Raw genomic sequence first — 22,400 nt, forward strand, 5'->3', positions numbered from 1 at the left:
CATCCTGCTTTATTTGTGCTTTTGGCACAATAAACTTAGAGAAGTATCATCACATATTTTTCGGTGCTTCGATTCCTAATAAAGCTAATGCTTCGTTTAGAATCATAGCTACACAATGACATAATGTTAAACGGCAACCTTGTAAGCGATCTTTTGCTAGAATTTTATTCGTTGCATAGTATTTATTAAACGCACGAGCTAATTGTAAAGCATATTTAGCTATGATGGAAGGATCAACTTGCTCATACGCGTTCGCAATTACGCGAGGAAATTGTTCAAGTAACAACAAGACCTGCCAAGCCTGTTGTCCTAACGGTTGGAAAGACACTTCCTCAAGTGGACCATCTGCTTTGTCTAAAATGGAGTGAATGCGTGCATGCGTATATTGGATATATGGGCCCGTTTCCCCTTCAAACTGCATCATGTCGGTTATAGAAAATTCAATATCATGGATGCGATTATTTTTTAAGTCATTGAAAATAACGGCACCTACACCAACCTGCCTCGCTACTTCTTCTTTATTTTGTAAATGTGGATTTTTCAGTTGAATACTTTGTTTTGCAGTCTCAATCGCTTCTGTCAATACATCATGTAGAAGAACCATTTTCCCTTTTCGCGTTGACATCTTTTTTCCCTCTTGAAGCATCATTCCAAAAGCCACATGACATAAATCTTGTGCCCAAGCGTAACCCATTTTTTCAATAACGTGAAATAACTGTTGGAAATGTAATGTTTGTTCATTGCCCACGACATAATAAATTTTTTCAGGATTATACTGTTGCTGTCGATAAAAGGCGGCTGCTAAATCACGCGTAGCATACAGTGTAGCTCCGTCTGTTTTCTTGATGATACAAGGAGGCATATCCTCAAGTTCAACCACATATGCACCTTCTGATAGTGTTAGTAGTTCTTTTGCTTGTAATTCTCTTACAACCGTTGCCATTTTATCATTATAGAACGCTTCTCCTTCGTAACGATCAAATTGAATACCTAACAGCTGATATAGTCCCTTGAATTCTTCTAATGATACCTCTCTAAACCATTGCCAAAGAGCAAGCGCCTCTTCATCTTGATCTTCTAACGCTTTAAATGCCGCTCGCGCTTGTACAATTAACGTTGCATCTTGTTGTGCTTCTTCATGAAATTTTACATAAATTTTCAATAATTCTTTAATTGGTGCTGCTTCAATTGCTTGTTGGTTTCCCCATAGATGATAAGCGACAATTAACTTTCCAAACTGAGTACCCCAATCGCCTAAATGATTGATACGAATAGCCTTATAACCATTTTTCTCTGCTAAATTGGCAAGCGCATTCCCTATAACAGTTGAACGTAAATGGCCCATTGAGAAAGGCTTGGCGATATTAGGGGAAGAAAAGTCGAATACAACATTGCCTTTACTTATCGGACTTGTTCCATATAATTTTTGCTCTATCATCATTTTACTTAATATTTGTTGCGTGATGTGAGGTTGATTTAAAAATAAATTGACATATCCGCCAACTAGCTTGACGGATTGAATTAATTCACACGTTACATTTTTTTGAATTTCAACTGCAATGGTTTGTGGAGATTTACTTAGCTGTTTAGACAGTTTAAAACATGGCAAGGCAAAATCACCCATTGCTCTATTTTTAGGTTTTTCAAGTAATGTTTTAATGTCCTCTACTGTTACTTGATGATGTAATGCGATCGCTAAACTTTTCGCAATTTCTGTTATCATATCCATTCCCTCCTCTACAAATAAAAAAGCCCCCGTCTCAAATAAGAGACGAGAGCATTGCATTCCCGTGGTACCACTCTAGTTGCCATTATTATGACCACTTTCAATTGATAACGGGGTGACGCCCCGGTATTCCCTACTAGTATTTCGGGAAACTTCTCCAAAGTGCGTTTCATTCAAACGATCTGCATTAGGCTCACACCATCCCTAACTCGCTTAGCAGCTCAAAATGAATTACTATCTTTTTCACAGAATGTATAATTATTAATTAATTTTGGAATATTTTACATGATTATATCCTTCAAGTCAACGTTGAGTTGGTTTAAGTAGAAAACGATGGACAATGTCAAACTGTTTCTAGTAAAGACAGAAAGCATTTTTCCTTCTGACATTAAGCTCACTCTTTCATTAAAAAATTATCCATTAGCGTAATTCAATTAAATTAGGTAGCTTTTCCAATACTTCTCTAAACTCTAGTAAGTCTTTAAAAATATATTGTTTATCAATTCCATTAAAGAAAGTATATTGCGCACGTTCGAGATTATCCGTAATTTCAAGGGAAATCGACACATGCGTTAAATCACAGTCAGGCAAATGACAGTGTTCTTCAGCAAACCATTTAACAAATACAGGTTCCGTAATCTCTTTTGTATAGAAAAGTAAATTTTGATCTTCATAAAATCTAAACTTAAAGCCCTTTTGCAATAACAAGTGTAATATTTGTTCTTTTGTCTCCATTGTTCATCCTCCTATAATGAAAGTATTCTTTCGCTTGTAACCGTTTTACACCTAGATTATACCAAAGTAAATATTACCAATTATATACATCTTTCTATGTTAACATTATTTGTTTGATTATTAAAATAATACACCTACTTTTACAAGTATAATACCTACAGCTAATAAGGTGTTTATATGCGTTTGGCCATAAGAAAAGAACATATTTTGATTTTCAAAACATGTTCTTTTTATATTAAATAAATACCTTTCATCTAAATGATACGAAAACAAATAGACAGCATCTTCAATTTTTGACAGTCTGTAGCTCCTTGCTTTTATTGACATCGGAAAGCATTTTGACAGAAATGGCTCTTGCGTACTTATCCAAAAGTGCAATCGTCTTCTTTATTTCCATATCGGTTGTTTCAGGATTAATCGTACAAATTCTTAAAACTACTTGGCCGTTTAAAATTGTCGTAAAGACACCGGCATAAGCACTACTAACCATTTTTCTCGAAATTTCTGTATTCACTTTATTTATGATTTCATCGTCAAAATGCGGTGGTGAAAATCGAAAATTGACGATTGCCAAGTTCGCTTTCGTTATAATGTTCCAATCCTTGTACTTTAATACTTCACTTTCTGCATATTCTGCTAGACGTATACCATGATTAATAAATTCCTCCATCTTATCCGACCCCAGAACTTGCAACGTGAACCACAGCTTTAGCGCTCTAGCTGGGCGTGTCAGTTCCATACCGAAGTCCCAAAAATTGATTTCTTCATTATTTATTTGTGCATCTCTTAAATATTCAGGGTTAGTATGAAAACTATGAAATAATAAGTTTTTATTTTTAACCAAAATCATACCACAACCATACGTCTGAAATAACCATTTATGGGCATCCCAACTGACGCTATCAGCTTTTTCAATCCCTTTTAATTTACTTTTATGCTTTTTTGACAAAAGGACAGTCGCACCATAAGCCCCATCAACATGCATCCAAAGATTAAACTTTTGGCAAATGCGATGAATATCTTCCATCTGATCAATACTTCCTGTATTAGTGGAACCAGCACTCGCAATTACTATAAATGGCTTTAAGCCTAATGATAAGTCTGCTTTTATTTGTTCATTCAACATCATTGTATTTAATTTAAAATTATCCGTTTGAATAATTCGAATATTACGATCGCTTACACCAATTATTTTAAGACCTTTCTTTACGGATGAGTGTGTTTGATCGGAAATATAGGCTATTCCTTTGGCAAGGTCGCCATTTAATTTGTTATCGCGCGCTACTGTTAAAGCAGTAATATTTGCAATCGAACCACCTGATACAAAAATTCCTCCAGATTGTTCGGTGTAACCAATTTTATTATTTAACCAAGCGATCAGTTCCTTTTCAATATAACTAGCCGTAGGTGTTGACATCCAACTTCCTGCATGCATATTGTAAGCATTGGTTACAACATCAGCTACCCAAGAGATAAGTGATGCAGGACCTGGTACAAAACCAAAATAACGAGGATGATTTAGCTTAGCTCTATATTTATAAATAAATTCTACTGCATCAGATAGAACGTCGCACATCGGTCTACCTTCATTTGGTATCGCTAAATCATCCAATATTTGAAATACATTGTCGTTTGAGAATTCAATGACTTTTTGGCTATGCAAATTTTGCTGATCTGATAAAAATTTTCTTATAAAGTTCATCATTGTCTCTTCTATTTCAATTATATTATCGATATTGTTATTCATATATCATCATTCCTTCATTTTAAGTTGTTCAGCAAGTGCCATGATTTTAGCAATTAATGTTGGTCACCCTACCAATAATTCGTTCTCCACTAAAAAATCCCCCTAATTTCAATGATTAGAGGGATGCTCTTCTTTAATAAAAAAGAAAGTTAAAATAGCAGTAAGTAAAATGAAACAAAAGGCTGCTAAGCTCGTATATTCAACGCCCTTTAGAAAGGCAGAGTTTGCAATATTGAGCAAATCAGTCGATAAATCTTTGGGTAACGACTCACTTACGGCTAAAGTACCTGCAAGCGTATCTGTCGAACCTTCTGAAATCTTGGTCTGAAGATAATCTGGTAGTAAAAACGATTGTCTATACCACCACGTAATCGCTCCCCCAATTAACGTCGTACCAAGGACAACGCCAACTTCATAGGCTCGTTTCACTTACCGACGAGCTTCCACCCGCTTTTTCAGGAATAACTGATGAAATAATAAGGTCATTGGATACTGTAGTAATGATGCCCACACCACTACTAATGAACAGAAAAGCTAAACCAATAATTAGAGGTGTCAGTGTTAAACTATAGACGGCTAAAAAAGAAATCGCAATAAGAATAAGAGACACACTAATAATAAAATTAGGCTTAACTTTTTGCGCGATGACAACGATACCTATTCCAGAAATAATCGCTAATATTTCACCTGGTACAAGGATAAAGCTACTAATTAATGGCGATATTCTATGAGATATTTGAAGTAATTGTGTTGCAAAGAAGATAAATCCTATTAATGAACCTAAGCTGACCATATTGATAAAGACAAGCGACGAAAAGCTTTTATTTCTAAACAGACTCATATCTAACAAAGGATTAGGTAATACAAGCTGTCGTTTTACAAACAGCACAGCAAAAATAGCGCCAATCCCTATGCTTAGTAAGCTTACTTGCCATTCTCCACCAGTAGCAACTTGTTTTAATCCAAACATAATACCAAACATGGCAATGAAAGACATGCCAATACTGAAGAAATCTACTCTGCCAGTTAACTTTTCTTGTGATTCGGTAATAAAATTGCGAATAAAGAATATGACAGGAATAAAAAAAGGAATTGAAATTAAAAAGATTGCGTGCCAAGAAAAGAAAGTAAGTAATACACCACCAATAATTGGTCCAAGTACAGAACCAATTGTTAAGCAAGTAGCCCAAGCCGCTACTACTAATCTTCTCTCCTCTCGGTCAAGAAAAGTTGAACGTATTAAGGCTAATGTAGCAGGTAGAATCATTGCACCAAAAAAACCTAGCGCCGCTCTACCAGCAATAATTTGGCCTGCATTTTGCGAAAAAATGACAATAAAAGATATAATCGAAAATCCAAGACTACCGATAAAAAGTACTTTTTTGTGTCCTTTACGGTCACCAATACCACCCATCGTAACAAGTAGACTTGCCAGCACTAAAGCGTAAGCATCAATTATCCAGAGCTGTTGAGCAGCACTCGGTGATAATGCATATGTAAGCTGTGGTAAGGCAAATGACAGGATCGTATTATCAATTGTAACACTCAAAACTGGCAATAAAATGATTAAAAGCGCCAATAGTTTTGGTTTACTTTTAACAATGGTGACAAAAGGACTTACAGACTTCTCTTCCATAATATGCCTCCTTTTACTGTAAGCATAAGATTAATTGCTATTAAAATATCGGTTCCACTTTTCTTTCAGCTCATTTAAAGATTCCCCTAAAACCTCTTCATGGTTTTTCAACAAAACAGAAAAGTCTTTGAAGCAATCCTCTTCGATGATGTGATTGAGATTCGTTATAGAATGGATGACATCATTTCTAATTTTCTCGGAATAAGGATTATACTTTTGAATGTCCCAATACACATCGGGTGAATTTTGTGTTAGCCTGGCTGATAAGCATAACATCATCTGCATAGGCGGTGGAGAAAGCTGCATCATTTCGTTTATTGAAAAATCATGTTTCTCCCCTAATACACTAATCAATGAAAGCGTTAAAATATGAGGAAGTGCTTGCACAAGTGAAACTTTCTCATCATGGCCATGCGGGTCAAACTCAAATACTACCATATCATTGTATTCAATTAGAGTTTTCATCATCGTATATGCCTCTGACTCTTCCTCTTTTACAATTGCTACCGCTCTTCCTTGATAAGGCAAAGTAGGTGAAAACATAAAATTAATCCCTACCATAGGGTTATTCGGTAAAAAGGTTTTACCATGCTTGAAAAAAGAGCTTTGTATAGAACATGTATTAATGATTTTTACTTCTTTCTTCATTAAATGAGCTTTTGATGCTAATACATCTAAACAGGAGGATTCGGGTAATGCAAAAATAATTGCATCCCCCGAAGAATAAAGATCATTTATATCATCAGATAGTACATCAGATACGATAATTTCTAGGTTCGAGTAAAGATTGCCACACGCAGCTCTTAAGGAATCTCCTTCACACGGCTCTTTGTCTATAATGACTAGATGATGCCCTGACTTCATTAATAATGATGATAAAAATTGCCCAATTAACCCATTTCCCCCCAATACTATTATTGTCTCATGTTTCATTGTGCTTTTGAACCCTCCTTATACTTTGAAACGGAACACTTGCCTTAATTAATGTTTCACGGAACTCTTCCTCTGCATCTGAAGCCTCTATAATAGCTCCTCCTACGCCAAAAGTTGCAATTTGATCTTTAATGACGACCGTTCTAATAACAATACTCAAATCTGTATAACCATTAAAGCCAATCCAACCAATAGATCCAGAATAGATCCCTCGAGGAGACTCTTCCAATTCATCTATTATTCTCATCGTTCTTAGTTTTGGTGCTCCAGTCATTGAACCCCCAGGGAAGCATTTACCTATCGATTTAAAAATACCATTATCCCAATTTAATTCGCCAACGACTGTGGAAACTAACTGATGTACAGATGAATAGGTTTCTACAACAAAAGCTTCTGGTACACTCACCGTATCAGGATGGCAAACTTCATTAAAATCATGCCTTACTAAGTCGACAATCATTAAATTCTCTGCTCTATCCTTTGAGGAAGTCATTAAACTTTCTTTCTCCAAACGATCTTGTTCTTCAGTAGTCCCTCTTGCTCTAGTTCCCTTAATAGGTTTCGATGCCATTTTTCCGTTTTCGTCAATGCTTATAAACATTTCTGGAGAAGAACTTACGATTGAAAAACGTTCGGTATTGAAAAAAGCGCTATACCTTACCGGGCTCAAAAGTCTCATTTCTTTATATAGCAGCAATGGATCAAAGCTATAAGGCAGGGAAGCACGGTTTGTTAAACATATTTCGTAAGATTCACCTTCAGTAATATATGTTTGACACTGTTTTATCTTGTCCTTGTAGTCATCACTCGATATCTCTAAGTCAATCTCATCTTCTGTTGGAGGTATTAAAAATTGGACCGTTTTTCTTTGTATAGACTCTTCACTTTTCTGCAGTAGAGCTTCTGATACAGTTAAAATTTCACCCCACAAGTTGCACACATAACGCTTCTGATCTCGATGATCAAACACTACGATATTTTTAGGTAAATAAAGAACAGCATCTGGCAAATCTGAACTATGTTTATTCGGTATCCCTCGAAGTGCTTTTAACTCGTATCCTAAATAGCCAATGACTCCTCCATTAAATGGATGTAACACCTCTTTAGGCATTTCATTGGTTATTAAAGAAAATATGCAGTCCATAACTTCGTAAAAATCTCCATAAACCGACTCTTGTCCTTTAGAGCCAGTTATATCCAACCTTGAATCTTGAACATAATACATGAAGGAAATTGCAGCATCTATATCACAATTTCCCATAATCGAAAACCGGCTGCCAAACTCACTTGATAACTCTCCATCTAACCAAAAACTATCTTTTGAACCATAAAATAATTTTTCATAGATATCGATAGGAGAAGACGCCCACTCTATTTCAATATTCTTTGGCGCCACAAGCATTGGGCACCCTACACCCTCTAGCTTTTCTTTAAGCGAAATCTCGTACATGTAATGTCCCCCCGTAGGATTTTTCCGCAGAAATATCAATAAAATTTTTAATTAATTCAACGCCAAACTCCGAATCAATGGACTCAGGATGAAATTGGACGCCATAAATAGGTAACTCTTTATGGGCAATCGCCATAATTAAACCATCTTGAGTATAAGCAGTTGCTTCAAGGGAAGGCGCAAGTTTAGTACAGATTAAAGAGTGATATCTAACTGCAAAAAAACTATTTGGCAAGCCTTTAAATAGATTGTCACCACTATTGACAATAAGCTCTTTGTAACCATGAACTGGTTTTGGAGCTTTGCCAACCTCGCCACCAAAACAATGATTAATCCCTTGATGCCCTAAACAAATACCTAAAATAGGCATATTCACTTCTTTAATAATCCGTTTACATATACCAAAATCTTCATCCTTTTCTGGCGTTCCAGGTCCAGGAGATAGAATGATATTATTAAATTCCGATAGATTAATTTTATGAAAAGGATAATCATTCGTTACGACAACAGGAGAAACATTCGTTACTCTATAAACATATTGGGCAATATTATTAGTAAAAGAATCATAATTGTCTATTATTAGTGTTTTCATTGGTTTGCTTTCATTCCTTTGATTAACTTATCTTCAACCGCACACGTTTCATTAATAATAATTTTAAATACATCCTCAATATATTTTGGGTTTAAATTGTTTTCTTTTGCTACGATGCTTGTTTTCTTTAATACTTCTTCAATCCTTTTTGGCTGCATCATATTCACATTGTATTTGTATTTATATTTTGCTATTTCTGTGCATACTTCCATTCTTTCCGATAACAGTGCAACAATTTTAGTGTTGATCGTATCGATTTCTGCTCTCCACTCTTCAAGTAACTCTTCTTTCATTATTTAATCCTCCTTCTCTAGTGAAATAATTTCGTTACTACAAATTTCTAGCTAAAAATGAGCATCTGTTTAAAATGCCTTTGATATAGCGTGATAGCAAATAGTAGACAAATATCTGAAATTGAGAACGATTTATAAAGATAAAAGATTGTACCCTTATGATTTGAGATATTTCTTGGATATTTATTTATAGCTTATAACCTATAGTAAAGATGGAGAGTCCTGTCTCGTCAGAATATTTCTCGCTTACGATTGTTTGGATGTTATAAAAATTATTGCTTGCTAATATCGCACTGACGCTTTCTCCTTGATTTTCATCATGTTCGATTAATACAACGCCGTCTTTTTTTAATGCTCTATTGGCAAATATAGCTGACGCATAGATAATATCTATGCCATCCTGCTCTGCATAGACCGATTCTTCTGGATGATGCACCCCCCACTCAGGGGGTTGCGCTATTTCTTTCGGTACATATGGGGGATTGGATATAACAATCTCTGCTTCGACTGCTTTTTGCGGCATATCATCAAAATATTCTTTGATGTCTCCTTGATAAACGTCAACCTTCTCGGCATGATGACGCAAGATGTTTCGCTTGAGATATTTAGTAGCTAAATCTGATTTTTCTATACAGACAATGTTTGCATTCGTCATTTTCCAAATTTCTATCCCGATTGCACCCGAACCAGAACATAAGTCATATACGAAAGAACTCGGAGCGATTGCTTTATTTTCTTTCAGCCACTCAACGATCCCCAAACTTTGAATTCTCGGTATAAAAACGCCTGTTCCAACAACATATCTATTAGCGTTCAGTTCTGCGTAGCCTACAATATGCTCCAACGGAATTCTATTACATCTTTCATGAATGTCTGCCTCAAATTCCTTTACTGCTATTGGGTCATTTTGTCCCGCTTCTGTAAAATAATATTGACTGTATATTTTTTCGTAGTCTCCCACAGGGTCCCAAACTCCTGCGTTTTTTAACAGGTTAATATAATCATCTTTTGTCTTCATCATTCACTCCACGCATTGTAGTATGTTCTTAGCTGTTCTTTAGAAGATTTAGGATGTGTCAGGTAAAGAGAAAGGATTTCAGGTGGTGGAGCAAATTCCTTATGTAGCTCGTCTAAAATTTCTTCAAAACTATGAAGCATTCCTTTTTCTAAAATAGGATGCCAATAAGGTTGCACGTCCCAACGATATTCGTAACCAGTGGCGAACATTTCGGATGTTGTTTTAGCAATCAATTCATGTCTTGGTGTATTATAGAGAGGCTTTCGAATTGGATGAAAATCAGAAAGGTCAATATCGTTTACAATCCCACTTATTTCGTTAGCTAAGTGTTCAGCGATTAAAGGAGATTGGTGTAACCCATCTCTATATGTTCCTGTAGCCAACCAAAGACCATCATATTTAATTTGACCGATTAACGGGAATCCATCAGCTGGTATCGGTCTATTTCCAACTTGAATTTTTTTAATGTCGGCATTAAAAAGATCTAAGTGTAATTGTTCTACTGCACAATCTAATAAAAATTGTACATCCGATACATAGGCATTTTTCCTTGGAATATCCGATAGTATATTGGTTGCACCGATGTAAAGCTCTTTCCCATTTCGAGGAACGCAATGTAAACCGCAGGCAAATGCTCGATTTGGCGTTCGAATGACCCTGTTATAATTTTCTATGTCATCTAATTCTAAAAGTATTGACACACCGTACCCTGAAAACATTGGCGGTATTTTATTTTTCAATTCTAAATCGAAATCTAATAAATCTAACGAATGAACCCCTGCAGCGATAATAATATTTTTTGCAAAAATTTTCTGTTCGCTCAGTTCAATCCCACAAACTTGATTGCCTTCTGTAATTACTGATAGTGCATGTTCATTGAAAAGGGTTCCTCCAAGATTATGAATGGCTTTGGAAAGTTTAGCTAATAAAATGTTAGGATCAACTGCATTTTCTTCTGGTATTAGTAATGCTTTAAGAGGTCTTACTTGTTCATCTGCCTTTAGCCATACGTGGTTATCTGAATCTATTATTTCATAGCGTTCCGAGTTTTCTTTTAGCGCTTGTTCAATTTTCATAAAGTTAACAGAATCTACATCTCTTGTTCCTGCCGTGTTAAGGATTACTTCCGTACCGTGGGCAATGATTACTTCTCTTTCATCACCTGAATCTTTCGTCAGTTTGGATAGCCAACCTTTCCACATATTTTTAGCCTTAATGTCCATTAATAATTTTTTTCGACCGAACTCACTTTTCATAAGACTTTCAGTCACTTCTCCATAACAGCCATTCATCGCGCCAGCAGCTGTAGATGCTGCTGATTCACGTGCTTCCTTCCCTATAAGTGCAACCTTTTGACCTCTAGAGGAAAGTTCGTATGCTATAGAAGATCCTATTGCTCCATTTCCTACAATAATCGTATCGAAATTAATATTGCTCATTATATAAGCCTCCAATATACTTTGAATTTTTTGATTCATTAGCAAATCTAAATGAAACTACTTACTATCATTACTTAAAGTCTAGAAATCACTTAATTAACCGGTATTAAAATAATTCTGACATTTAAATCTTCACATATTTTCTGTTGCAATTCACCGAAAATCACATTTCGGTATACCGAAAATAATTTGAAAAAACCGACCAATCCATTCAGTTTGGCAGCGATAATAAGCACGAAAAAGCTTATTGCCACCTTTATTTAACCTATATTAGCAGTTCCTTATTTTACAATGTTTAGGATATATTTTAATATAATGTTAATATGTGGTATTATTTACGAGATGGTGGTGTTATAGATGAGTTTAGATGTTAATAATCGATTGTATTCAACTATGGTAGATATTTTAGAGACTTATGTAACGAATAAGGATATGAAAACGCAGTTATATGAATTTATCGACTTTAAGAAAGAGGAAGGTTATTTATTTGGGGAGTTAGTCGTACTCCATTATGTGATTTATAACAATAAAATAGAAAATCACATTTTTAAAGTAGCAGCGGCAATTGAACTTCTTATTTTATCTTTTGATATTTTAGATGATATTGAAGACCAAGATAATCTTTCATCGCCTTGGGTTCAACACCAAAATTTATCGTTAAATATTTCAAGTTACTTACTCTTTTTATGTCAGTTAATCATTAAAGAATCCGATTTTAAGCATAAATATATAGCATTAGAACTCTTGATTACAAAGGCTTTGCGTGCTATTGAAGGACAACATATCGATTTATTAAACAATATATCTTGTGAAGATCGCTATATTGACATGGTTGTTTTAAAGTCTGGGTCCTTAACGGAGTTAGCTTGTTTAATAGGAACTGTTCTTGCGAATCCGGATAAAGCAACTGAAGTTCAATTTTACGGTAGTCACATCGGGGTAATTGGTCAGATTCAAAATGATATGGAAGGTATGAAATGTTGGGATGGGAAAAATGATTTGCTGAATAAAAAATGGACTTTACCCATTTTATATTTGTTAGCCGTGGAACAAAATCATCCGGTGATAGAAAAAATCCAAAACTATTACAACGGAAGTATAGAAAAACACGAAATATTGGAGCTAGCTAAAGTGATTGAATCACTGTTAGAAGAAACAGGTGCTTTTCTTTATTCAAAAGTCACCCAACAACTGTATCGAAACAAGGCTGAATCCAGCATCATGTCATTATCCATTACTAAAAAATATAAAGAAGCACTACTTAAATACATTTAAAAGGAGATCTTCATATGAAAAACATCATTCACTATCTAATGAAAGACACTGAAGTTTTACATCTCTTAAAAAACAATAAAATTTGTATTATAGGTATCTCTCCAGAAGAGAATAAGGCTCTTATAGACGTTGTTTTAAATAAAAAACCGCAGTTGCAAGCCTATTACTGGAAATAACTTCAACGTAACAGTATAACACAACAGGATTATCACCACGATAAGCAGAAGAGGAAACTACGATAATACTTGTAGCCTTTTTCTCGAAAAAATGCACGAGCAAACTAAAAAGCAAGCTGAATACATCACCACTATACACACACCATCCCTACCTATTGCATTTGAAAGGAACTATACATCATAAATAAATTAAGGGTTACGACTCTTCATTTATTTGTAATGGCAACAAAAGGGAATACGCTAAAACTTAATTTCTACGTCCAATATTCATAATAGCCAATTCCCTCTATTTTAATATGTCACTCCTATGGATTGTCACTTACTTCTAAGGAGGAAATGATGAAAAAGCAAAAATTTATTTGGATGGGATTCCCCATTTTTATTACTACACTATTAATCATTTATTTTTTTTATCTTACAATGAAATATCCTTTAATTGGGATAGAGGTATTAAATAAAGATAAACAATACTTTGTAGATACTATTTATGAAAATTCATGGGGAATAAATCAAAATATCCAACCAGGTGACCAAATCTTAAAAGTCAATAACGCTCATCCTTCACTTCATCACTCTATCATTTATTTCCAACGAATAGAGTTAGCTGAGTCTCTAACTATTCTTAATGCTGCTAATGAAACTGTTACATTTATCGTTGAAAACGGAAATAAAAGTTTAATGCTTGAAGTGCAACTTTTCGTTAAAATTTTATCTGTCATCATTGCGATTGCGCTAGCAATCATATTGAATACCCGACATTCTGAAAAAGTTCATCACAGGTTCTCACTTATTTTTTATTAACGATTGCGCTTTGTTATAGTAGCGCCCCGATTTCTGCAAGAGGAGATGTAATTGGACGTAGCATCAATACGATCACGCTTCCAATATTCGTTATTTTATTTATACATTTTTTATATTTACATTTTTCTTATTCTAAACTTCCATTCATTAAAACCTGTTATCTTAAAGTATTATACCTTTTATATTTTCTTATTATGGCCATATCATTTGTCTCGTTTGTTAATAAAGACCTAGAAATTTCGAGTACGACTATTCAATTAAAATTTTTTTCGTCTTTAATATTTTTCTTACTATTTTTACTTATAAGGTACTATTATATTAACCATGAACCGAATGTACGCATTAAACTAAAAATAATGTTCTCAGGTTACTTTATTGCCTTCTCACCATTTATATTGTTTTATGCACTACCAATTATTTTCCACGATCGTTATATTATTTCTGCTGAAATAACAGGAATCTTTATTTTCATTATTCCTATTATTTTAGTTTATTTGCAATTGACCTATGAATTAATAGATATTGACTTCTTTTTAAATAAAATTAAATACTTTACGTTATTATCTTTACCATTTTCTATACTAACCACGCTTATAATAAGTTTTATGACTGAAGTACATCTATTATCGATTGAAATTCTCATACTGGGCATCTTTATATTCTATCTTTCTTGCATCTTGCTCTATATTAAAGATTATTTAGACTATAAATTAAATCCTCATTTATTTTCTAAAAATAATCGGTTAGACATTAGCTTATATGGCTTTTTCCAAAAAGTGAAATTTGAAACCAATCCTTTTACATTGATTGACGCACTTCAAAAGCAAATTAAAGATGTACTTTCTGTTGATAACTTAAACTATATCCAAATTGAAAAAAGACCCGCAGTAGACAATTGGACTGTTAAAACGGCTCACCAAAGCCTCGTAAATAATGCCATTCAAAAAATTAATTGGGCGCAGTATTCAAATGGTTCCTTGCTTAAAGTACATAAAGGCTTCGCAACGGTTATCGGTAGTAACGGCATTAGTAAAGAAATTATCTATTTTGAACAAAAGAAAAATAATGCAAAACTGAACCCACAAGAAAAGGCGTGGCTAGAGTCGATATCTTATTTTTCAAGTATTGTTTTAGAAAATAATTACCTAATTGAAGAGTTGAAATGCCAACTCGACTCTTATAAAAATAATATTGATGAAGTAATCATGCCTACTTCCTATTCAAAACTGCTCATGCATGTGACCGAAAAAGAACGTATTAATTTATCCATGGATTTACATGACAGTGTTTTACAAGGCTTATTACAATTAATAAGAAATATAGAAGGACTTATTAAACATGCTGAAAAATCATCAATAAGTAAAGAGCTAGACTGTCTAAAAGAAGATATCATCGACATAGCTCATTTAGTACGAGAAACATGCATTGAACTTCGTCCTCCCTTTTTAAAAGAAGAAGGACTAGAACAAGCTTTAGGACATATGATTGAATCAACACGACAACATTGTGATTTTTCTATTTATTTTGATTATGATGGGCGGCTTGAAGGGCTTTCATATGAATTTGAAATTAATATTTATCGAATTGTTCAAGAGCTACTCAACAATGCTCGTAAGCATGCGAATGCAAACGAAGTAGAACTTTCGATATTTTACGATGATTGCCATATCATTCTGCTATACGATGATGATGGTGTGGGATTACTCGAGTCATCTGAAATGGATACGAATAAAATCGGTATGTTCAGCATTAAAGAACGTGTTCGAATTTTAAATGGAACGATAGAAATTAATTCTTCATTGAACAAAGGACTTCACATTTGCATCATTATTTGAAATAGAGGTGAGATTTTTGATTAGAGTTTTAATTGTGGACGATCATCCTGCAGTACGAACGGGTACAAAGGCTATTTTGGAAACTGCAGGTATGGAAGTCACGATATTAAAAAATATCGATGAAATTATCCAAGCTGCCTCTAACCCAACATTCGATATTTTTCTTGTAGATTTGTATATGCCTGACATTAATGGACTGGAACTGTCTAAAAGAATTTTACAAGTAAATCCTGAGGCGAAAATTGTCATTTATACAGGTTTTGATATTAATACCCATTTTGATTTATTAATTAATGCAGGTATTGCTGGTTTTGTAAGCAAAATGTCCAGCTCTGAACAGCTCGTAAATGCTATTTATTGTGCATTGAATGAAGAAGTAATCATTCCACTATCTTTATTACGCCAACTCCGGAGAAATTCGATTTCTTCTAATAATAATTTTGAAGAGAATAGTATTATCACGCTTTCGAATAAGGAACAAAATATCCTTGAGCTTATTTCCAAAGGATACACAAATAAAATGATTGCGGAAGAGTTATATGTCAGCCAACGCACAATCGAATACAGCTTAACTAAAATTTTTTCAAAATTAAAAGCAAATTCTAGAATTGAAGCACTACAAATAGCTCAAAAATATGGCTTAATCTCTAATCTATTTATTCCGGATAGCTAAATTGAATAGATTCACCAAACGGAAATTGAAAAGACATGTCAAAGGGATACAGGCGGTTTCGTTCAGTTCAACTTCCTGCAATATCCCTTTAATTGTAAAGTTGTAGCATGTGAATTGACGTAAAAAGGAGAATGTAAGTTGAGTAGACCTGAAATGTATGTCAGTTTAGTCGTAGGACCGAATTGTGATATGGAATCGTATGCTATACGATCAGCACTAGAGTATTTTGGCGTAAGGGTAAATATACATTGGATAGGTAGACCCAATGATCTGATTGATGTTCTATCCGGTAAAGAACTTGATAATAAAGTAGATTATTTAATTTTAAATTTTCATGGAGATGAAGGTAGATTATGTATGCCTGAACTTGGTGAAGATGTTTATGAAGGCAATGAGCCAAGAGGTGATTTTTTTGGACAGCAAGAGATTAAACAATATACGAATATAAAAGATGTGAAAGTGATAGGCTCTGGTTGCACATTAGGCAAGGAACAGCTAGCAAACGCTTTTCTTGCATGTGGTTGTCACTCATATATAGGCCCTGATGATTACATAGACGGTAATGCTAATTTTATGTTCGTTATAAGGTTTTTATATGAAATTATAAATAATCATAAAACGCAAGAGGAAGCTTTTAAAATTGCTCAATCTATTGATAACGAAACGGCCATGTATAAATTGTATAAGTCATCGTGAATGCCTATGCTGCAAAACAACAATCTCGCATTCACTTCTCTTCGCTACCCCTTTAGTAGATACACAAAAGGCAACCCCAAGAGAGTTGCCTTGTTGCGTGTAAATTCGGAGCTATAATTAGCTAGCTCAATGGTTTGATGGTAATAGGTACCTACTCTATTTTACGTAATCGCTCTACAATACTGCTTTTTGAAATGACCTTTTGGCACATGACAGGAACTATTATCGCTATGACAAGAAGTATTGGAAGGCATAGCAGTGATGGAACAACTGTAAAATATAGCTTCATATAGGCTGCCCCTGCTGTAAATGCATTTAGACCCAGATAGCAAATTGCACTTCCAATAGTAAGCGTTGCAGCTATAGTTAGCAGAATATACATGGTACTTTCCAGTATAAGCATTTTAATTACCTGTCTATTTAGCATACCGATACTTTGTAGCATCGCAAGCTCTCGTCGACGTGCATTGATGGAGGTAATGACAGAATTGATGAAATTCATAATGCCAATGAAAGCTACTAGAATGCTGATGGTAATCCCAACGATTTTCAACGTTTTTTGCAAGTTTTCAAATTCTGCCGCTAAAGACGCCTTGGATTCAAATTCCATGTTTTGGTCGGTGTTAGTACTATAGTTTGCTAAAAAACGCTCCATTTTTTCCATTGCGCTATCTTGCACATCAATCGTGCTTAGCATTGGGGCTTTTTGTTCAATTTGCTCTAAAAAGACTTGGCTTGGCAAATAAAATGTTGGCGTTAACGGATGCGAGTGTCTTGCGCTTATGCTTTCTGGAATGTCCGCAACAGCAAGCACTTCATATTCCCGCATTTGTCCGGTTGGATCTGGAAGCTGAATTTTGTCACCGATTGCATAGTATAAAATATTGCCTTGTGCATCAAATGGTGCAGCTATCACATATTTTCCCGAATAAAGCTTTTGCTCCTCTATTTTGCCATGCAGTAAGATTAACTTTTGCAAAGCACCCTCATCAAGACCATACAGGTGCAATAGTTGTTTTGGTTCTTGAGCATAGCGTTTAAGTGCTTCAACTCTCTTACTATCTGCGCCATATTCCTTCGCCAATTGTTTAGGAATATCGACAAAGCGCGGCCCTGTTGGCACTTCATATTCTGTAAAATAGATGTTATTGATGCTTTCGATGCCTTCTTGTAAGGACAGCTCAGAGAAAAAGCCTTCGCTTAACGTGTCTTGGTTGCTATAGTTGAGATTGACGTTAAAGTTAGACACGTCTCCCACTGCAAAATCGTTCATGATAGAACGGCTTAAATATTCATCCATATCAAAGCTATTTGCAATCGAATAGGTAGCATTTAAAATCACAAGCCCTAAAGAAAGTGAGATGGAGACAAGCACGACCTTCTTTTTATTGCGAGCAAGATTTGAATAGGCCATCGTCCACAAATTTACTTTAGTCCCTTTCTTTATCTTCCGTTTACTCCCTGCACTGTTATCTGTAACACGAAGCGCTTCAATCGGACTGACTTTTGCCGCAATTTTTGACGGCTTTGAAACACTGACAAAAACAGTGACTGCTGAAAAAATACTAGACAAAATAAAGATAAGTGGATGAGCTGATATTTTAATGACATCGGTGTTCATAATAGACAAGACAATCGGAACTAGCATCATTCCCACAAGATATCCAACTAGCAACCCAATTGGCAAACCGATGAAACAGAGCCACATCGCCTGTCTACGTATCAATTTACGAATTTGCTTTGGAGTTGTACCAATTGTTTTAATCAGTCCATAATACCGTACATCATTTGCCACACTAATTGTAAATACATTAGCAATCATTAAATAACCACTAAAAGCAATCATTAAAATGGCACCAACAGTCGCAACGATGGTACTTATGTCTAGAGATTCACCGTTTCCGGTATAAGCCCAGTTGACGCCATAATCAATGTCGTCCAGACTGAACCCACTGTCTACAATCACTTTTTGCAGCTTGCTTTCAATACGAAAACTGTTCTTGAAATTGACATCAGCGTTGATAAGACCTACATCATAGCCCTGCTTACTTGGTTTGTAATTGGCAAGTTGCTTCTCCACATAGCTTTTGCTCACCCATGCTTGACTTGCCTGCATAACCTTATCACCTGTCCAATAACCTACTAGTGTAAAGGTTTTGCTTATTTTTTCCCCTGCTAAAGAATAGTCTAAGGTAACCTTCTGACCTAGCTTCGCAGAAACACCAAGTTGCTTTAAAACGAGTGTGTCTGTGGCAATTTCATCATCATTTTGTGGAAGTTTTCCTGTTGTCGGCATAGAAAACATACCCTTTGCATTGTTTTCACCGCTAGTGTATCGAATTTCAGTAGGGTGTTTGGCTAGCTCCTTATTTTCACCCACGCCCAAAACGACAGAGAAAGAAATATCTTTAATATCAGGATGCGTTTTCAGCGCGTCATATTGCGCTTTTGACAGATATTTAAAGCTACCATGTGCACTGCCGCCCACCTGTCGCATAGTACTTTCCTCAATCGATGCAACAAGGCTTGTAGCTACTGTAAATAGCCCCGAAAACATGACCGAAGTCAAAATAATTGCAACGATAGCAAATAAGTTTCTCATTCTACTTGCTTTGAACGAACTTTTTGCAAGCAAATGAATGGTTCTTTTACTATTTACTTTAAGCATGGATACCACCATCTACAATCTGTCCGTCTTCTATACGGACAATTCTGTCTGCAAGCTGTGCGATTTCCTCATCATGGGTAATCATGACAATCGTTTGCTTGAATTGTCTACTTGTTACTTTAAATAAAGACAGAACATCTTGACTGGTTTTAGTATCCAAGTTTCCCGTTGGCTCATCGGCTAAAATAATGGCAGGCTTTGATGCCAAAGCTCTAGCAATAGCAACGCGCTGCTGCTGCCCTCCAGATAAATTATTGGGCATATTTTGAAGTTTACGCTCAAGACCAAGCGTGTGAATAATGGCATCCACATATGCTTTATCAGGCGTATTGCCATCTAAGCCAATAGGAAGAACAATGTTTTCATAGACATTTAAAGTAGGGACAAGATTATAATTTTGAAAAACGAAGCCGATTTTTCGGCGGCGGAAAATCGTAAGTTCTTCATCCTTTAACTTAAAAAGTTCTTGACCATCCACAATCACCCTTCCGCTAGTCGGGCGATCAAGACCGCCAAGCATATGAAGCAATGTGGATTTGCCGCTACCGGAAGTACCTACAATCGAAACAAACTCACCGTTCTCCACTTTCATACTGACGCCATCCAATGCATGAACGGCAGTATCCCCTTTCCCGTAAATTTTCATTAAATCCTTTGTTTCAAGTATAATCATTTAAATTTCCTCCAAAAAAATATGTCTTCCATCTCTGCAATTCATATTATAAACTTCGAATCTTTCGAGAATCTTTCTGAAGCAAAATCAAATCTAACAGTGCTGAAAGAATTCAATTTTTTATTGGAAGAAACACCGAGAAAACAGAGCCAACTCCCAACCTAGACTTGACCTTTATATATCCGCCTTGGGCTGTAATGATTTCTCTCGCAAGGTAAAGACCAAGGCCGACGCCTTCTTTGTCGGTTACCTCCTGTGAACGATAAAAACGAGAAAAAATCTTTGCCGTTTCATCCTCTGAAATACCGAGTCCTGTATCGGCCACATCAATCCTGCAAAAAAGCTGATACGGAGTGACAGATAACTGGACACTTCTGCCACTTGGTGTATATTTAATGGCATTATCTACGATGTTGTATAGTGCCTCCACTGTCCATTTTGGATCAAAGACTGCCTCTACATCCCTACTATCTACCGTTAAAGCAATGTTTTTTCCTATAGCTTTCGGTGTAGCCTGCTCTATAACCGTTTCAAGCATGTTCGCTACGTTGTTGTTTGTAGGGGTAACTGTAATAATTCCCGTTTCAAGCCGAGATGCTTTTACAAGAGAAGAAATAAGAAAGTTTAATTTTTCTGCCTGCTGCGTTAAAGCTGCCACACAGTTTTGATCATAGTCAGACAGCTCACTTTCCGCTAAAAGTTGAGTATAGAGCAGAATATTAGCAAGAGGCGTTTTCGTTTGATGAGATATATCGGAAATCAGTTGATTGATTTGTGATTTTTCGTCAGCTAGCTGTATTTTTGTGGCACTGTTTGCTGTAAGGTAGTGGGATAATTTAGTTTCCAGCGCAGACAGCTTGCTTTCATCAAATCCATTTTCAATTGGTCTTCCCTCTATCGCATTATCAATCATTTTGTTTAATCGATCAATGACCTTATTTGCTTTAAAAAACGCCATTTATTTCACCGCCCATAAATAACCTATACCATACACTGTTTTTATATATACGGGTTTTGTAGGGTTATCCTCAAGCTTGTCCCGTAATCTCTTTAGCGTAACAGACAAAGCATTTTCGTCCACATAATGTGCGCCATCGCTCCAAATACGTTCAACCAATACGCTGCGTTCTAAAGTAACGCCTTTGTTGGCTGTTAAAATTTTTAGCAGTTTTTGCTCGGTTTTACTCAGCTCAACTACCTTTCCGTTTTTAAAATATTCCATGCGGTCAAAGTCAAAAACAAAGTGATCTTGTTTAAATTGATTTCCTTTTGTGACCACTTGTTTTCTGAGCTGCGTATTTACTCTTGCACGCAACACGGCAAGGCTAAATGGTTTAGTAATGTAATCATCTGCTCCCATTTCAAGTCCTGCCACAATGTCTGTTTCCATATCGTTTGCTGTGAGCATGATTACGGGTATAGTACTGTTTCTTTTCACTTCGCACAGCAAGTCTAGTCCGTTCCCATCAGGCAAATTAATGTCCAATATCAACAAATCAAAGTTAGTATTAGATAACTGCATTTTTGCCGATTGAATACTGTGAAATGGCAGAACATCCATTTCACTCCCTTGCAAAGCAAGAGCAATACCATTTGACAATGCCTTGTCATCTTCAACAATCATAATTTTATACAAATACTCACCTTCCTTCAGAGCGAAGTTATGGATTTTCGCTCCTCGAGCATTAAATTGCGCCCTACCACTTCAAAAATATTTTATCGGGTAGTACATATAAAAGTTTACCATGTTTGTATCTTCTCTCGCTTGCTGGATTATTATCCTTAGCAATACTGCTGATATGATTGAAAGAGTAAATGGATATGCTTTATTAGCATTTGTTCAATTGACCTGTCCCTCGCTAGCTGTTCGAAATTATTAGGTTGAAAACGTTGAAATACAAAATGTGTTGATTGTACATAAAAAAACCTCCTCTAAGTTTTCATTTTTATACTAACTTAAAAGAGGTATTAAAAATAATTTAAACTAGCTTAAATACACGGCTAAGGTCGCCGTCTTTCATCTTTTATCGACAA

The 22,400-nt window shown here is 35.4% G+C and carries 21 protein-coding genes and 1 other annotated feature; of the genes, 6 read left to right on the forward strand and 15 right to left on the reverse strand.

Annotation, left to right across the window (positions count from 1 at the left end; translation table 11 throughout):
* Positions 1-49: 49 nt before the first annotated feature.
* From argS to LO754_RS11025, 11 genes are all read right to left on the reverse strand, one after another.
* Positions 50-1,729: an arginine--tRNA ligase gene (argS, locus tag LO754_RS10975; RefSeq protein WP_231786248.1), complete on the reverse strand. Its 1,680-nt coding sequence runs from the start codon at positions 1,727-1,729 to the stop codon at positions 50-52.
* Positions 1,730-1,764: 35 nt separating this feature from the next.
* Positions 1,765-1,982: a binding site (T-box leader), on the reverse strand.
* Positions 1,983-2,146: 164 nt separating this feature from the next.
* Positions 2,147-2,461, reverse strand: coding sequence for a hypothetical protein (locus LO754_RS10980; protein ID WP_025219532.1), 315 nt, complete (start codon positions 2,459-2,461; stop codon positions 2,147-2,149).
* 286 nt (positions 2,462-2,747) lie between these two features.
* Positions 2,748-4,208: a pyridoxal phosphate-dependent decarboxylase family protein gene (locus LO754_RS10985; RefSeq protein ID WP_025219533.1), complete on the reverse strand. Its 1,461-nt coding sequence runs from the start codon at positions 4,206-4,208 to the stop codon at positions 2,748-2,750.
* A gap of 108 nt (positions 4,209-4,316) precedes the next feature.
* Entirely contained in the window at positions 4,317-4,637 is a 321-nt protein-coding gene (locus tag LO754_RS10990; RefSeq protein WP_231786249.1) for an MFS transporter, read from the reverse strand.
* The gene (locus LO754_RS10995) at positions 4,621-5,844 is read right to left on the reverse strand and encodes an MFS transporter (protein ID WP_231786250.1); all 1,224 of its coding nucleotides are present in this window, start codon (positions 5,842-5,844) and stop codon (positions 4,621-4,623) included. The genes LO754_RS10990 and LO754_RS10995 overlap by 17 nt, the downstream gene beginning before the upstream one ends.
* Positions 5,845-5,874: 30 nt before the next feature.
* Entirely contained in the window at positions 5,875-6,777 is a 903-nt protein-coding gene (locus LO754_RS11000) for a prephenate dehydrogenase dimerization domain-containing protein (RefSeq protein WP_231786251.1), read from the reverse strand.
* Positions 6,767-8,227: an aminodeoxychorismate synthase component I gene (gene pabB / locus LO754_RS11005; RefSeq protein WP_231786252.1), complete on the reverse strand. Its 1,461-nt coding sequence runs from the start codon at positions 8,225-8,227 to the stop codon at positions 6,767-6,769. Before pabB ends, LO754_RS11000 begins: the two co-directional genes overlap by 11 nt.
* The gene (locus LO754_RS11010; RefSeq protein ID WP_231786253.1) at positions 8,208-8,819 is read right to left on the reverse strand and encodes an aminodeoxychorismate/anthranilate synthase component II; all 612 of its coding nucleotides are present in this window, start codon (positions 8,817-8,819) and stop codon (positions 8,208-8,210) included. Before LO754_RS11010 ends, pabB begins: the two co-directional genes overlap by 20 nt.
* Positions 8,816-9,112 (reverse strand): chorismate mutase, encoded by a 297-nt coding sequence (locus LO754_RS11015; protein WP_024361673.1) that lies wholly within the window; start codon positions 9,110-9,112, stop codon positions 8,816-8,818. Before LO754_RS11015 ends, LO754_RS11010 begins: the two co-directional genes overlap by 4 nt.
* A 187-nt stretch (positions 9,113-9,299) precedes the next feature.
* Positions 9,300-10,133: a HemK/PrmC family methyltransferase gene (locus LO754_RS11020; protein WP_231786254.1), complete on the reverse strand. Its 834-nt coding sequence runs from the start codon at positions 10,131-10,133 to the stop codon at positions 9,300-9,302.
* Positions 10,130-11,569, reverse strand: coding sequence for an FAD-dependent oxidoreductase (locus LO754_RS11025; RefSeq protein WP_231786255.1), 1,440 nt, complete (start codon positions 11,567-11,569; stop codon positions 10,130-10,132). Before LO754_RS11025 ends, LO754_RS11020 begins: the two co-directional genes overlap by 4 nt.
* 357 nt (positions 11,570-11,926) lie before the next feature.
* On the opposite strand from LO754_RS11025, the gene LO754_RS11030 reads away from it, so the two are divergent.
* From LO754_RS11030 to LO754_RS11055, 6 genes are all read left to right on the forward strand, one after another.
* A complete protein-coding gene (locus tag LO754_RS11030) occupies positions 11,927-12,844 on the forward strand; it encodes a polyprenyl synthetase family protein (protein ID WP_025219537.1) in 918 nt (305 codons plus the stop codon).
* A gap of 14 nt (positions 12,845-12,858) precedes the next feature.
* Entirely contained in the window at positions 12,859-13,020 is a 162-nt protein-coding gene (gene comX, locus LO754_RS11035; protein ID WP_081769888.1) for a competence pheromone ComX, read from the forward strand.
* A 336-nt stretch (positions 13,021-13,356) separates the two neighbouring features.
* Positions 13,357-13,821 (forward strand): hypothetical protein, encoded by a 465-nt coding sequence (locus LO754_RS11040; protein WP_231786256.1) that lies wholly within the window; start codon positions 13,357-13,359, stop codon positions 13,819-13,821.
* A 356-nt stretch (positions 13,822-14,177) separates the two neighbouring features.
* The gene (locus tag LO754_RS11045) at positions 14,178-15,656 is read left to right on the forward strand and encodes an ATP-binding protein (protein ID WP_231786257.1); all 1,479 of its coding nucleotides are present in this window, start codon (positions 14,178-14,180) and stop codon (positions 15,654-15,656) included.
* 16 nt (positions 15,657-15,672) lie between these two features.
* The gene (locus LO754_RS11050) at positions 15,673-16,329 is read left to right on the forward strand and encodes a response regulator transcription factor (protein WP_024361668.1); all 657 of its coding nucleotides are present in this window, start codon (positions 15,673-15,675) and stop codon (positions 16,327-16,329) included.
* Positions 16,330-16,467: 138 nt separating this feature from the next.
* Positions 16,468-17,025: a hypothetical protein gene (locus LO754_RS11055; protein ID WP_024361667.1), complete on the forward strand. Its 558-nt coding sequence runs from the start codon at positions 16,468-16,470 to the stop codon at positions 17,023-17,025.
* A gap of 151 nt (positions 17,026-17,176) precedes the next feature.
* Here LO754_RS11055 and LO754_RS11060 read toward each other — a convergent pair whose 3' ends face one another.
* The 4 genes from LO754_RS11060 to LO754_RS11075 form a co-directional block, all read right to left on the reverse strand.
* Positions 17,177-19,693: an ABC transporter permease gene (locus tag LO754_RS11060; RefSeq protein WP_231786258.1), complete on the reverse strand. Its 2,517-nt coding sequence runs from the start codon at positions 19,691-19,693 to the stop codon at positions 17,177-17,179.
* Positions 19,686-20,366, reverse strand: coding sequence for an ABC transporter ATP-binding protein (locus LO754_RS11065; protein ID WP_024361665.1), 681 nt, complete (start codon positions 20,364-20,366; stop codon positions 19,686-19,688). Before LO754_RS11065 ends, LO754_RS11060 begins: the two co-directional genes overlap by 8 nt.
* A gap of 112 nt (positions 20,367-20,478) precedes the next feature.
* A complete protein-coding gene (locus LO754_RS11070; protein ID WP_231786259.1) occupies positions 20,479-21,324 on the reverse strand; it encodes a sensor histidine kinase in 846 nt (281 codons plus the stop codon).
* Positions 21,325-22,002, reverse strand: coding sequence for a response regulator transcription factor (locus tag LO754_RS11075; RefSeq protein ID WP_024361663.1), 678 nt, complete (start codon positions 22,000-22,002; stop codon positions 21,325-21,327).
* Positions 22,003-22,400 lie beyond the last annotated feature (398 nt).

Origin of the sequence: Lysinibacillus sp. GJ-1 (assembly GCF_021166035.1) — a bacterium.
Taxonomy (GTDB): domain Bacteria; phylum Bacillota; class Bacilli; order Bacillales_A; family Planococcaceae; genus Lysinibacillus; species Lysinibacillus sphaericus.